Source organism: Lysobacter sp. Root916, assembly GCF_001429785.1.
Classification (GTDB): Bacteria; Pseudomonadota; Gammaproteobacteria; order Xanthomonadales; family Xanthomonadaceae; genus Lysobacter.
This window is the reverse complement of sequence record NZ_LMJF01000001.1, coordinates 1561997-1575509: the sequence shown is the minus strand read 5'-3', so window position 1 is coordinate 1575509 and position 13513 is coordinate 1561997. Positions and strand designations below refer to the sequence as shown.

General features: G+C 70.1%; 12 protein-coding genes. 10 read left to right on the top strand and 2 right to left on the bottom strand.

From position 1 onward, the window contains the following. Nucleotides 1-34 precede the first annotated feature (34 nt). The 4 genes from panB to pgi all read left to right on the top strand — a co-directional run bounded on the left by panB (nt 35) and on the right by pgi (nt 3849). Nucleotides 35-868 (top strand): 3-methyl-2-oxobutanoate hydroxymethyltransferase, encoded by an 834-nt coding sequence (gene panB / locus ASE35_RS07100; RefSeq protein WP_057159555.1) that lies wholly within the window; start codon nt 35-37, stop codon nt 866-868. Between the two features lie 116 nt (nt 869-984). After that, nucleotides 985-1833: a pantoate--beta-alanine ligase gene (gene panC / locus ASE35_RS07095; RefSeq protein WP_057163324.1), complete on the top strand. Its 849-nt coding sequence runs from the start codon at nt 985-987 to the stop codon at nt 1831-1833. Between the two features lie 109 nt (nt 1834-1942). Beyond that, nucleotides 1943-2323 (top strand): aspartate 1-decarboxylase, encoded by a 381-nt coding sequence (gene panD, locus ASE35_RS07090; RefSeq protein ID WP_056175616.1) that lies wholly within the window; start codon nt 1943-1945, stop codon nt 2321-2323. 8 nt (nt 2324-2331) lie between these two features. After that, nucleotides 2332-3849, top strand: coding sequence for a glucose-6-phosphate isomerase (gene pgi / locus ASE35_RS07085; protein ID WP_057163323.1), 1518 nt, complete (start codon nt 2332-2334; stop codon nt 3847-3849). A gap of 131 nt (nt 3850-3980) precedes the next feature. Here the strand turns inward: pgi and queG are convergent, their stop codons facing one another. Beyond that, entirely contained in the window at nt 3981-5015 is a 1035-nt protein-coding gene (queG, locus tag ASE35_RS07080) for a tRNA epoxyqueuosine(34) reductase QueG (protein ID WP_057163450.1), read from the bottom strand. 82 nt (nt 5016-5097) lie between these two features. Between queG and ASE35_RS07075 the strand changes: the two genes are divergently transcribed. The 6 genes from ASE35_RS07075 to ASE35_RS07050 all read left to right on the top strand — a co-directional run bounded on the left by ASE35_RS07075 (nt 5098) and on the right by ASE35_RS07050 (nt 12904). Then, nucleotides 5098-6597: a bifunctional ADP-dependent NAD(P)H-hydrate dehydratase/NAD(P)H-hydrate epimerase gene (locus ASE35_RS07075; RefSeq protein ID WP_057163322.1), complete on the top strand. Its 1500-nt coding sequence runs from the start codon at nt 5098-5100 to the stop codon at nt 6595-6597. Nucleotides 6598-6638: 41 nt separating this feature from the next. Further along, a complete protein-coding gene (gene tsaE / locus ASE35_RS07070; RefSeq protein WP_057163449.1) occupies nt 6639-7112 on the top strand; it encodes a tRNA (adenosine(37)-N6)-threonylcarbamoyltransferase complex ATPase subunit type 1 TsaE in 474 nt (157 codons plus the stop codon). A gap of 129 nt (nt 7113-7241) precedes the next feature. Continuing rightward, entirely contained in the window at nt 7242-8786 is a 1545-nt protein-coding gene (locus ASE35_RS07065; protein WP_082611148.1) for an N-acetylmuramoyl-L-alanine amidase, read from the top strand. 176 nt (nt 8787-8962) lie between these two features. After that, entirely contained in the window at nt 8963-10813 is a 1851-nt protein-coding gene (mutL, locus tag ASE35_RS07060) for a DNA mismatch repair endonuclease MutL (protein ID WP_057159550.1), read from the top strand. Between the two features lie 2 nt (nt 10814-10815). Further along, complete coding sequence (locus ASE35_RS07055) at nt 10816-11835, top strand: DUF1684 domain-containing protein (RefSeq protein WP_082611147.1); 1020 nt, start codon at nt 10816-10818, stop codon at nt 11833-11835. A 22-nt stretch (nt 11836-11857) separates the two neighbouring features. Beyond that, a complete protein-coding gene (locus tag ASE35_RS07050; protein ID WP_057163320.1) occupies nt 11858-12904 on the top strand; it encodes a TraB/GumN family protein in 1047 nt (348 codons plus the stop codon). Nucleotides 12905-13039: 135 nt separating this feature from the next. On the opposite strand, the gene rnfB is transcribed toward ASE35_RS07050, so the two are convergent. Beyond that, on the bottom strand, nt 13040-13453 hold the full coding sequence (rnfB, locus tag ASE35_RS07045; RefSeq protein ID WP_082576314.1) for an Rnf electron transport complex subunit RnfB: 414 nt from the start codon (nt 13451-13453) through the stop codon (nt 13040-13042). Between the last annotated feature and the right edge of the window lie 60 nt (nt 13454-13513).

Here is a 13513-nt window from a genome sequence, read left to right as displayed (position 1 = left end):
CGTCCGGCGATCGGCCGGGCGAGACCCAGACCTCATGTACACCTCGGCCCCCACCGACACCCCGCGCAAGACCGCCTGGACCGTGCCCATGCTCGCCGACGCCAAGCGCGACGGCCGGCCGCTGGTCATGCTGACCTGCTACGACGCCGGCTTCGCGCGCACCATGGACGCGGTCGGGATCGATCTGGTGTTGATCGGCGATTCGCTGGGCATGGTGGTGCAGGGGCACAACAGCACTTTGCCGGTGCGCGTGGACGACATCGCCTACCACACCGCCTGCGTCGCGCGCGGCCTGTCCAAGGCGCTGCTGATCGCCGACCTGCCGTTCCAGTCCGACGCCACCCCCGAGCGCGCGCTCGAGGCCTCGACCGCCTTGCTGCAGGCGGGCGCGGCGATGGTCAAGCTGGAAGGCGCGGGCCACAAGCTGGACGTGATCCGCTTCCTGGTCGAGCGCGAGATCCCGGTATGCGCGCACCTGGGCCTGACCCCGCAATCGGTGCTGCGCCTGGGCGGCTACAAGGTCCAGGGCCGCGACGAGGCCGCCGCCGCGCGCCTGCGCGAGGACGCGCGCGCGGTCCAGGACGCCGGCGCCTCGCTGCTGGTGCTGGAGTGCGTGCCCAACCCGGTCGCCGCCGCCATCACCGCCGACCTCGCCATTCCGACCATCGGCATCGGCGCGGGCGTGCAATGCGACGGTCAGGTGCTGGTGCTGCACGATCTGCTGGGCGTGAACTCCGGCCATCGCCGGCCGAAGTTCGTCAAGGATTTCCTGGCCGAGGGCGGTTCGATCGAGGGCGCGTTTCGCGCCTACGCCGATGCCGTGCGCGAACGCCGCTTCCCCGACGAGGCGCATTCCTACGCCGGTTGAACCCAGCGTTGCAGCGCAGACGTTGTGATCGGCGGCGTTAGCGCGTGTAATTCGCAGCCTGTGGCGTCGGCGCCGTCGGCGCCGCACGTTTCCCTCGACACTCCACCGAGCAAGGCATGCTGACCGTCGACGATCTGGCCATACTGCGTTCCACCATCGACGCCTGGCGTCGCGACGGTTTGCGCGTCGCGTTCGTGCCGACCATGGGCAATCTGCACGCCGGCCACCATTCGCTGGTCGAACTGGCGCGCGCGCGCGCCGACCGGGTCGTGGTCAGCGTGTTCGTGAACCCGACCCAGTTCGGGCCGAACGAGGACTTCGGGCGCTACCCGCGCACGCCGGAGGCCGACGCCGCCGGCTTGTCGGCCGCGGGCGCCGACCTGATGTGGCTGCCCACGGTCGAGACCATGTACCCCTACGGTCCGCAGGCCACGGTCGAGGTGCGCGTGCCGCACGTGACCGAGGGCCTGGAGGGCGCGCACCGTCCCGGCCATTTCGACGGCGTCGCCACCGTGGTCGCGCGTCTGTTCAACCAGGTCCGGCCGGACCTGGCGGTGTTCGGGCGCAAGGACTACCAGCAGCTGGCGGTGATCCGTTACCTGGTGCGCGACCTGGCTTTCCCGATCGAGATCGTCGCCGCCGACACCCTGCGCGAGGCCGACGGCCTGGCGATGAGTTCGCGCAACCAGTACCTGTCCGAGCAGGAGCGCCCGCGCGCGGCCGAGATCCACCGCTGCCTGCAGTGGATGCGCCAGGCCGTGCAGGCCGGCAGCACCCGCGAGGCGGTCGAGGCCGAAGCCAGCCAACGCCTGCAAACCGCCGGCTTCGTCGTCGACTATGCCGCGATCCGCCGGCCCGACCTTGGCCTGCCGGACACCGGTCCCGGCGACGCCGCGCGGGTCGCCCTGATCGCGGCCCGGTTGGGCAAGACCCGCCTGATCGACAACCTCGAATTCGCCGCCTGAACGCACATGCACCGTTCCAGGGGCGGGGTGGGGCGAGTATGTTGCACTGCGCCATGCGCTGCTAGACTTCGGTTTTTCGCGCCCGCGCGTCCGCGGACGGAGTGAGAACATGCAACTCAATCTGCTCAAGGCCAAGATCCACCGCGCCACCGTCACCCATGCCGAGCTCCACTACGAAGGGTCCTGCGCGATCGACGGCCGCCTGCTCGACATCTCCGGCATCCGCGAGTACGAACAGGTCCACATCTACAACGTCAACAACGGCCAGCGCTTCGTTACCTACGCGATCCGCGGCGAAGAGGGCAGCGGCGTGATCTCGGTCAACGGCGCGGCCGCGCACAAGGCCCAGCCGGGCGACCTGGTGATCATCTGCGCCTATGGCGTGTGCGACGAGGCCGAGGCGGCGAAGTTCAAGCCGACCCTGGTCTACGTGGACCGCCACAACCAGCTGACCCATACCAACACTTCGATGCCGGCCCAGGCGGCCTGAGAGAACGCATGAGCGACGCATCCCGACTGAGCCTACTGAGCGCCCAGGCGGGGCGCGTCGCAAACACCACGCTGCCGCAGCTGATCGCCGCCGACCCGGCACGCGCGCAGGATTTCGCGCTGCGGGTCGGCCCGATCTACGCCAGCTTCGCCCGCCAGCATTACGACCGCGAGGCCCTGGCCACGTTGTTCGACGCGGCCGAGCAGGCAGGTTTCGGCGCGCGCCTGCGCGCGCTGTTCGACGGCCAGACGGTCAACATCACCGAACGTCGCCCGGCCCTGCATACCGCGCTGCGCGGCGACTTCTCGCAAACCCAGGTCGCGCGCGATGCGCACGCCCAGGCGTTGCAGGCGCGGGGACGCATGCGCGCGATCGTCGACGCGTTGGCCGCCAGCGACGTCACCGACATCGTCAGCATCGGCATCGGCGGCTCCGACCTCGGTCCGCGCCTGGCCGCCGACGCCCTCAGCGGCGCCGCGCCCGGTCGTTTCCGCGTGCATTTCCTGTCCAACGTCGATGGCCATGCCGCCCAACGCACCCTGGCCGGGCTGGACCCGGCGCGCACCGCCGCGCTGCTGATCTCCAAGACCTTCGGCACCCAGGAAACCCTGCTCAACGGCGCGCTGGTGCGCGACTGGCTGGGGGCGTACGCGGGCGAGCGTCTGTACGCGATCAGCGCCAACGTCGAACGCCCGGCGGCCGCGTTCGGGATCCCGCCCGAGCGCATCCTGCCGATGTGGGACTGGGTCGGCGGGCGCTATTCGCTGTGGTCCGCGGTCGGTCTGCCGATCGCGTTGGCGATCGGCATGGACGCGTTCGAAGCCTTCCTCGACGGCGCCGCCGAGATGGACGCGCATGTGTTGGAGACGCCGGCGCCGCGCAATCTGGCCGCCTGGCATGCCCTGACCGCGATCTGGAACCGCAACGGCCTGGGCTACGCGACGCAGGCGGTGCTGGCCTACGACGACCGCCTCAAGCTGCTGTCGAACTATCTGCAGCAGTTGGTGATGGAGAGCCTGGGCAAGTCGACCCGCCTGGACGGCCGCGCCATCGTCGGCGACACCGTGCCGGTGTGGTGGGGCGGGGTGGGCACCGATACCCAGCACAGCTTCTTCCAGGCCCTGCACCAGGGCAGTTCGATCGTGCCCGGCGATTTCATCGGCGTGATCCGCGCCGACACGCCCTACGCCGAGAATCACCGCGCGCTGCACGCCAATCTGCTCGCCCAGACCGAGGCCTTCGCCAACGGCCAGGCCAACGAGGACCCGCATCGCGCCTACGCCGGCAGCCGGCCCAGCACCACAATCCTGCTGGACGCGCTGACCCCGCGCTCGCTGGGCGCACTGCTCGCGCTGTACGAGCACAGCGTCTATCTGCAGTCGGTGTTCTGGGACATCAACGCCTTCGACCAGTTCGGCGTCGAGCTGGGCAAGCAGGTCGCCAGCCGTTTGCTACCCGCGCTGGCCGGCGAGGCCGAAGCCGAGGATCCGGTGACGCGGGAGCTGATCGCGCAACTGCGCGGCTGATTCGACTTCGTCGGGTGCGGTGAGCCGTAGGCGCACCGCACCGTTTCGCGTTGCCGGCGGTTTCGATGCCTTGTGAGTGTCGCGGTCGCGGCTTACGCCGCTCCTACCCCAAGGCGACGCGTAAGGCGACCTCAGGCCGCGCCGTGGCGCGCCAGGGCCCACTCCACATGCTCTCGCACCACCGCGCTGTCGGCCTCGCGGCGCGAGTTCAATGCGGCGATCACCTCGGGCGTGCTCGGCGCATTGCCCAGCGCGACCGCGATATTGCGCAGCCAGCGTTCGTGGCCGCTGCGGCGGATCGCCGAGCCCTCGGTGCGCTGCAGGAACTCGGCTTCGCTCCAGGCGAACAGTTGCGCCAGGCTGGCGCGATCCAGGTCGTTGCGGGCGCGGAAGTCGGGCTCGTCAGTGCGCTTGGCGAACTTGTTCCAGGGACAGACCAGCTGACAGTCGTCGCAGCCGAAGATGCGGTTGCCGATCGCGGGGCGCAGCTCCTCCGGGATGGCGCCTTCGTGTTCGATGGTCAGGTAGGCGATGCAGCGGCGCGCATCCAGGCGATGCGGGGCGACGATGGCCTGGGTCGGACAGACCTCGATGCAGCGCACGCAGGTGCCGCAGTGCGCGCTGGCGGGCGCGTCGATCGGCAGCGGCAGATCGACGTAGATTTCGCCCAGGAAGAACCAGGAGCCGCCGTCCTTGTCGATCAGACAGGTGTGCTTGCCGATCCAGCCCAGGCCGGCGTTGCGCGCCAGGGCGCGCTCCAGCACCGGCGCCGAATCCACGAACACCCGGTGCCCGAACGGGCCCACCGTTTCGCCGATGCGGTCGGCCAGGCGCTGCAGGCGCTGGCGCATCAGCTTGTGGTAGTCGCGCCCCAGGGCATAGCGGGCGACGTAGGCGCGCTCGCGGTCGGCCAGGGTGGCCCAGGCGTCCTCGTCGTCGTTGCGGCCGTAGTCCAGCCCGACCGAGATCACCCGCAGAGTCCCCGGGATCAGCGCCTGCGGCCGCGAACGCAGCTCGCCGTGGCGCGCCATCCAGTCCATCGACCCGTACAGGCCCTGCGCCAGCCAGTCGCGCAGATAGTCCTCGTCGGGGCCCAGCTCGATGCCGGCAATGCCGCAACGCTGGAAACCCAGTTCGCGCGCCAATTCGCGGATGCGCAGGGTCAGCGCCGCGTAGTCGGGCGCGGCGGGCGTCGGGTCGGGGCTGGCGTGGTGCGGGCTCACGATGCGGCAAGTATAGAATCGTGCGATGCCTACGGCCGATTTCTCCTTCGATTCCGGGCTTTACGACACCGCCGCGTTGCGTGCCGTCGAGGCGCGCGCGAGCGCGCACCTGGGCGACGCCTACGAGCTGATGCGCCGTGCGGGCGCGGCGGGCTGGCGCGAACTGCTGCGGCGCTGGCCCGCGGCGCAGCGCATCGTGGTGGTGTGCGGGCCGGGCAACAACGGCGGCGACGGCTATGTGCTGGCGACGCACGCGCAGGCTAGCGGTCGCGAGGTGCGGGTATCGCACCTGGCCGCGCACGCGCCGCGCGGCGAGCTGGCCCGGCGCGCCGCGGACGCATACACGGAGGCGGGAGGCCGCAGCGAGGTCTATGCGAGCGGCGCGCTGGATGCGGATCTGATCGTCGATGCCCTGTTCGGCATCGGCTTGTCGCGCGCACCGGATGCGGAGGCGTCGGCGTTGATCGAGACCATCAACGCCCAATCCGCGCCCGTATTCGCGCTGGACGTGCCCAGCGGCGTCGACGCCGAGCGCGGCGTCGCCTATGCGCCCGCCGTGATCGCCGATGCCACGATCGAGTTCATCGCGCACAAGTTCGGTTTGAGTACCGGTTCGGCCTTGGACTGCGTCGGCTCGTTGGCGTGGTCCGATCTGCAGCTCTCCGTCGAAGCTTTCGATCGTGCGCCGGTCGCGCGTTCGATGCGCGCGGAGGATCTGCGGCGCTGGTTGTCGCCGCGCGAACGCGATAGCCACAAGGGACGCAACGGCCGGGTGCTGTGCGTGGGCGGCGACCACGGCAGCGGCGGCGCGATCGTGTTGTGCGCGCAAGCGGCCTTGCGCAGCGGCGCCGGCCTGGTCGAGATCGCCACGCGCGGCGAGCATGTACAAGCCGTTTTGGCGCGCATACCGGAAGCGATGCCGCGCGAGGTCCGCGATGCAGCGCAACTGCGTGATGCACTCGAACGCGCGAGCATGATCGCCTTGGGACCGGGCCTGGGGCAGGGCGCCTGGGCGCGCGATTTGCAGGCTTGCGTGCTTGAGAGCCAGCGCCCCTTGCTGCTGGATGCGGATGCCTTGAATCTGTTGGCGGAGCGGCCGCGCACCTTGCATGCGGATTGCGTGCTCACGCCCCATCCGGGCGAAGCGGCGCGTTTGCTCGGCATCGATACCGCGCAGGTGCAAGCCGATCGCTTGAGCGCCGCGCGCGCGTTGCGCGATCGCTACGCCTGCGCCATCGTGTTGAAAGGCGCGGGCACCATCGTGACCGCGCCGGATGCGGAACCTCGCGTGATCGCGGCGGGCAATCCTGGCATGTCCGTCGGCGGCATGGGCGACGTGCTCAGCGGTACCATCGCCGCGCTGCGCGCGCAGGGTTTGAACGCGTTCGACGCCGCCGTATGCGGCGCGCTGCTGCACTCAGCCGCAGCGGACGCCGCGGCGCGCGACGGAGGCGAGCGCGGTTTGCTGCCTACCGACTTGATGCCGTGGTTGCGGCGCTTGGCCAATCCGGAGAGTTCGCGTTGATCTCGTCTCACTCCAGCGCATCCGCGCACGAACCAGCAGCGATCGCATTGTCGTTGCGCGATGCCGACGCCACCGATGCCTTGGGTGCCGCACTAGCGCGTACGCGTCCGCAGCGCGCGGTGGTGCATCTCAGCGGCGATCTCGGCGCCGGCAAATCGACGCTCGCACGCGCCTTGCTGCGCGTACTGGGCGTGCAAGGCGCGATTCGCAGTCCCACCTACACCTTGGTCGAACGCTATCCGCTCGCCAGCGGCGGCGAAGCCTGGCATTTGGATCTGTATCGCATCGGCGATGTCGGCGAGCTCGAGTTTCTCGGCTTGGACGGCGACGAGGCCACGCTGTGGTTGATCGAATGGCCCGACCGCGGTCGCGGCGGGCTACCCCCGGCCGACCTGCGGGTTGAACTGGCGGTTGAGGGAGCGGGGCGCTCGGCCCGGCTGATCCCGGAGTCCGAGACCGGCAGGGGCTGGGTCCAGGCCCTGGCCGCCACCCGGGAGCTTGCGGCCGACTCCTGAACGTTTCCACAGGAAGTGGTGGCAGGTGCCGGATTCGTAAGGGAAAAGTGCTTGCATTTCCAAGGCGCTGGTGCTTGACTAGCACCCATGCGCGTAAAAGGGGCCACCGTTCAGAAATTCCTGCTCGGCATGGCGCTGCTCGCAGCGCTGGCCTGGAATCTTGCGCACGCCAGTGAAATCAAGGGCTTGGACGTCGGCAGCGGCGCCACCGGCACCCGCGCCGAGATCGCCCTGGACCGCGGCACCGAATTCAAGCTGATCTCGCTCAAGGGCCCCGACCGCCTCGCGGTCGACCTGCCGGCCTCGTCGCTGGCCAAGGGCCTGCGCCTGCCGACCGGCGCGGGCATCGTCAAATCCGTGCGCACCGGTCAGCCCGCTCCGGGCACCGTGCGCATCGTGTTCGATCTGGCCCAGCCGGTCGCCGCGCTCAAGCCGCGCATCGAGCCGGCCGCCAACGGCGCGCGCCTGGTGCTGGAGTGGCCGGGCGATGGCGTCGAGCCGCAGCCCGTCGCCGCGCCGCCGGCCGCTTCCGTCGTCGCCGCGCACACCACGCCCGTGCCGTCCGCGACCGTGCCGCAATCGGCGCCGTCGCCGGCCGCGACCGCGGTCGTGTCCGAGCATCGCGGCGTCGACCAGGCCGCCTCGTCCGCGGCCGCGACCACGCGCCTGATCTCCGAACTGGCCGCGCGCAACGCCTCCAGCGCGCCGGCCATCGCCGCCCCGGCGGCCGCCGCGCCGGTCGCGACCGTCGCACCGCCGCCGGTGCAGACCACCATCGCCACCGGCGTGCCCACCCGCATCGCCTCGGGCGTGCCCACGCCGATGCCGGGCGCCGCCGCGAGCGCGCCGCCGGCCGACGACCTGGCCACGCCCGGCGCGGTCAAGACCATGAAGGATGTGATGCGCGGCCGCGGCATGCGCCCGCTCATCATCGCCATCGACCCCGGCCATGGCGGCCAGGACCCCGGCGCGGTCGGCCAAGCCGGCAAGCGCGAGAAAGACGTGACCCTGGCGATCGCGCGCGAACTCGCGCGCCAGATCAACGCCACGCCCGGGCTCAAGGCCTACCTCACCCGCGACAGCGACGTGTTCATTCCGCTGCCGCGGCGCGCGCAGCTCGCGCGCCAGGCCAAGGCCGACATGTTCGTGTCGATCCACGCCGACGCCGCCGAGAACCGCGCCGCCAAGGGCTCCTCGGTCTACGTGCTGTCGCTGAAGGGCGCGTCCTCGCAGCGCGCGCGCTGGCTGGCGGACAAGGAAAACTCGGCCGACCTGGTCGGCGGCGTGCGCCTGCAGGAAGCCGACAACACCCTGACCTCGGTGTTGCTGGACCTCACCCAGAGCGGTCACATGAAGGCGTCCGAAGACGCGGCCGCGCATGTGCTCGACGGGCTCAAGCGCGTCGGCAACAACCACAAGCCGCATATCGAGCGCGCCAACTTCGCCGTGCTGCGGACCTCGGACATGCCGGCGATGCTGGTCGAGACCGCCTTCATCTCCAACCCGGACGAAGAGCGCCGCCTGACCGATCCCGCGCACCAGCGCGCGCTCGCGCGCGCCGTGCTCGATGGCGTCAACACCTACTTCACCCGTCAGCCGCCGCCGGGCACGCTCTACGCCGCGCGCGCCGACGCTCAGCCGGTGGCGATGGGCGGGGGCGGCGGCAGCCCCTGAGCCGCTTGGGCGGCGTGCGCGCCGCCTGATCCGATCCGACCCCTGCAAGGCCTGCGCGGTTGCGCGCCGGAACGGGCTTGCGTCGCGAAAGCGCTAAACGGATCGCGGAAGCCGGCGGTGAGCGGCTATCATCGAAGCCGTATTCTCACGGCGCCGCCGCGGCGCCCGGTCGCTCAGTGGCTATTCGTCAACTCCCCGATACCCTCATCAATCAGATCGCGGCCGGCGAGGTCGTGGAACGTCCGGCTTCGGTGGTCAAGGAGCTGGTCGAAAACGCGCTCGACGCCGGCGCGACCCGCATCGACATCGACCTGGAAGAGGGCGGTGTGCGCCTGATCCGGATCCGCGACGACGGCGCCGGCATCGCCGCCGAGGAACTGCCGCTGGCGATCTCGCGCCACGCCACCAGCAAGATCGCGTCCCTGGACGATCTGGAAGGCGTGGCCACGCTCGGTTTCCGCGGCGAGGCCTTACCCTCGATCGCCTCGGTCAGCCGGTTCGCGATGGTCTCGCGCCGGATCGAAGCCGAGCACGGCGCCACCCTCGAAGTCGACGGCGGCCGGGTCGGGCAGGTCACGCCCAAGCCGCATCCGCAGGGCACCACGGTCGAAGTGCGCGACCTGTTCTTCAACGTCCCGGCGCGGCGCAAATTCCTCAAGGCCGAGCGCACCGAGTTGGGCCACATAGAGGAATGGCTGCGTCAGCTCGCCCTGGCGCGACCGGACGTGGAACTGCGCGTGTCGCACAACGGCAAGCCCTCGCGGCGCTGGAAGGGCGAGGGCGATCTGCTTTCGGACGTGCGCATCAACGAAACCCTGGGCGAGGAATTCGCGCGCAACGCGCTGCGCGTCGACCACGCCGGCGCCGGCCTGCGCCTGCACGGCTGGATCGCCCAACCGGCCTACAACCGCGCCAGCGCCGACCAGCAGTACCTCTACGTCAACGGCCGCGCGGTGCGCGATCGCAGCGTCGCCCACGCGGTCAAGCAGGCCTATGCCGATGTGCTGTTCCACGGCCGCCAGCCGGCGTATGTGCTGTTCCTGGAGCTGGACCCGCGCCGGGTCGATGTCAACGTGCATCCGGCCAAGCACGAGGTGCGCTTCCGCGATTCGCGTCTGATCCACGATTTCGTTTACCGCACCCTGCACGACGCGTTGGCCGAGACCCGCGCCGGCATCGCCCCGCAGCCGGGCGCGCACGAGCCTTATGCGCAAGCGCCGGGCGCCGGCGCGCCGATGCAGAGCGCGCAACCCAGCTACAACTGGAGCGCGCCCACGCGCCCGCTCGGCTTCCAGGTCGAGGAAACCCGCAACGGCTACGCCGCGCTCTACGGCGCGCCGGGCGATGCGGCGGCGACGCAGGCCCATCCGACCTATCCATCGCCGCCGGCCTTCGATCCCGCCGCGCCGCGCCCGGCTCTGCCGCACAGCGACGACGCCAGCCTGCCGCCGCTGGGCTACGCCATCGCCCAGTTGCACGGCATCTACGTGCTGGCCGAGAGCGCCGAAGGCTTGATCGTGGTCGACATGCATGCCGCTCATGAGCGCATCGGCTACGAAAAACTCAAGCACGCCCACGACGGCGAAGGCCTGCGCACCCAGCCCTTGCTGGTGCCGGCCTCGCTGGCCGTGTCCGAGCGCGAGGCCGAAGTCGCCGAGCGCGAAACCGACACCCTGGCAGCGCTGGGCTTCGACGTGACCCGCAGCGGCCCGCAATCGCTGACCTTGCGCAGCGTGCCGGCCCTGCTGGCGCACGGCGACGTCGAAGCGCTGTTGCGCGACGTGCTGGCCGACCTGCGCGAGCACGGCGAATCGCGGCGCGTGGCCGCGGCGCGCGACGAATTGCTGGCGACCATGGCCTGCCATGGCGCGGTGCGCGCCAACCGGCGCCTGAGCCTGCCCGAAATGAACGCGCTGCTGCGTGAAATGGAAGCGACCGAGCGTTCCGGCCAATGCAATCACGGCCGGCCGACCTGGGCCCGTTTCAGCCTGTCCGAAATCGACCGCTGGTTCCTGCGAGGACGTTAAGAATGCGATTGCCGACTATGCCGCCACTGCGGCTGCTCCCGATGGTGCTGTCCCCGATCGTGTTCTGCCTTGTCCTGGCCGCGTGCGGCGGCGGCGAACGTTCCGAAAGCGACCTCGACGCGCCCGGCGCCGCCGCCACCGCGACCGGCGCCGCCGCCGAGCCGCAAGCGCCCTCCAAGCCCACTAGCGCCGCCTTCGTCGGCGAGCAACAGGTCTGGCGCGAAGAGCGCAAAACCAACCTGACCAAGCCCGACGGTTGGACCAGCCTGGTCGGCCTGCATTGGTTGGACCCGGGCCCGCATTACTTCGGCAGCGAGCCCGACAATGGCATCCGCCTGGCGATGGGCCCCGGCCACTTCGGCATGATCGATCTGAAGAAGGACGGCAGCGTGCGCTTCGTTCCCGAACGCGGCACCGCGTTCACCCTGGACGATCAGCCGCTCAAGGGCGCGACCGCCTTGCGCATCGACACCGACCCGGCCGGCCCCAGCAAGCTCGGCTTCGACGAAGGCAAGGGCATCCTGACCGTGATCAAGCGTGGCGATCGCTACGCCTTGCGCGTCAAACACGCCGATGCGCCCACGCGCAGCGGTTTCAAGGACATTCCGTACTGGCAGGCCGACGCCGGCTGGGTGGTGGACAGCAAGTTCGTCGCTCATCCGCCGGGCAAGACCATCGCGATCGCCAACATCGTCGGCACCACCGAGCAAGTGCCCAACCCGGGTTACGTCGAATTCGAGCGCGACGGCAAGAGCTACCGCATCGAAGCCCTGGACGAGGGCGGCGACGAGCTGTTCCTGGTGTTCGCCGACCGCACCAACGGCCACGGCAGCTACGGCGCCGGACGCTTCCTCGACGCGCCCAAGCCGGGCATCGGCGGCCGCGTGATGCTGGACTTCAACAAGAGCTACAACCCGCCGTGCGCGTTCACCGCGTTCGCGACCTGCCCGCTGCCGCCGCAGGAAAACCGTCTCGACCTGGCGATCACCGCCGGCGAGAAGGCCTATGCCGGCGCGCACTGACCGACTCCAAGGACGATAACCCATGCTCCGTAATCCGCACCTCAAGCGCCTGCTGCCCTGCGCCCTGATCCTCGCCGCGCTGAGTTCGGCGATCGCCTCCGCGCAAGACGCCGCGCCGGCAGCGACGGCCAAGGCGCCGGTCGCCGCCGTGCCGGCCAAGGCGCCGCCGGTGCCGCTGCTGTGGAAGGTGTCCGACGCCGACAACGCGGTCTACCTGCTGGGCTCGTTCCACCTGCTCAAGAGCGACGACTATCCGCTGTCGCCCGACGTCGATGCGGCGTTCGCGGCCGCCGACAAGGTGCTGTTCGAGATCCCGCCGGAGCAGATGACCGACCCGGGCGCGGCCGCCAAGTTCATGGTCGCCGCCGGCTATCCCGACGGCCGCACCCTGAGTCAGGTGCTGCCCGCCGACTTGCACGAGAAGCTGACCCGCTTGATGGGCAAGCAGGGCGTGCCGGTGGCGGCGCTCGACGGTTACGAACCCTGGTTCGTGAACCTGTCGCTGTTGCTGGGCGTATCGCAGGCCATGGGCTTCAGCCCCCAGCTCGGGCTGGATATGCACCTGATGAAGCAGGCGAGCACGGCCAAGAAGCCCACCGGCGGCCTGGAGTCGATGGAGGATCAATTGAAGGTGATGGACTCCTCGCCGATGCCCGAGCAGATCGAAGGCCTGCGCGATTTCCTCGATCGCCCCACCGAAATGCCGGGCATGCTCGCCGACATGCACGACGCCTGGCGCGCCGGCGACCTGGCCAAGCTCGACGAACTCACCCGCACCGAGATGAAGGAAAAGACGCCGCAGACCTATCGCGTCGTCAACATCGAGCGCAACGACGCCTGGGTGCCGCAGATCCAGAAGATGCTGGACGAGTCCAAGAAGGACGACGCGCTGGTGGTGGTGGGCGCACTGCATCTGCTGGGCGAGGACGGCGTGGTCGAGAAGCTGCGCGCCAAGGGCTACAAGATCGAACGCGTGTGCTCGGCTTGCGCGGCCGGCACCGCCGACCTGGCGCCGCCGTCGGCCACCGGCGCGGCAGCTCCGGTCAAGGAAGCGGCCGGTAAGCGCTGACGCCAAAGCGCATTCCTAGGGTGCGGTGAGCGCAAGCGAATCGCACCGCGCCGCGTCGGCGCAATATCGATGCGAAGGATGGTTCGCGGACGATGCGGTTCTTTGCGCTCACCCCATCCTGCGGCGGGCCCAACGCTAGGCCGCTGGCCGCGCCGGCTCCAACACGATGCAATCCACCGGGCAGGCCGGCACGCACAGTTCGCAGCCGGTGCACAGCGGCTCGATCACGGTGTGCATGTGCTTGGCCGCGCCTATGATGGCGTCGACCGGACAGGCCTGGATGCACTTGGTGCAGCCGATGCAGTCGGCTTCGACGATCACCGCCACCGGCGCCGGCTTGTGGGTGCCGCGCGCGCGGTCGTAGGGACGCGCGGGCACGCCCAGCAACCGCGCCAGCGCGCGCGCCCCGGCGTCGCCGCCGGGCGGGCAATGGTCGACGCCCGCCTCGCCGCGCGCCATCGCCTCGGCGTAAGGGCGGCAGCCCGCGTAGCCGCATTGGCCGCATTGGGTCTGCGGCAGTAGGCGGTCTAGGCGTTCGGTCAAATCCATGAGGCAGAAGTGAGCTGAGAGGAGTGAGGAGTGAGAGAGCGCTTTTACTCGTTCCTCACT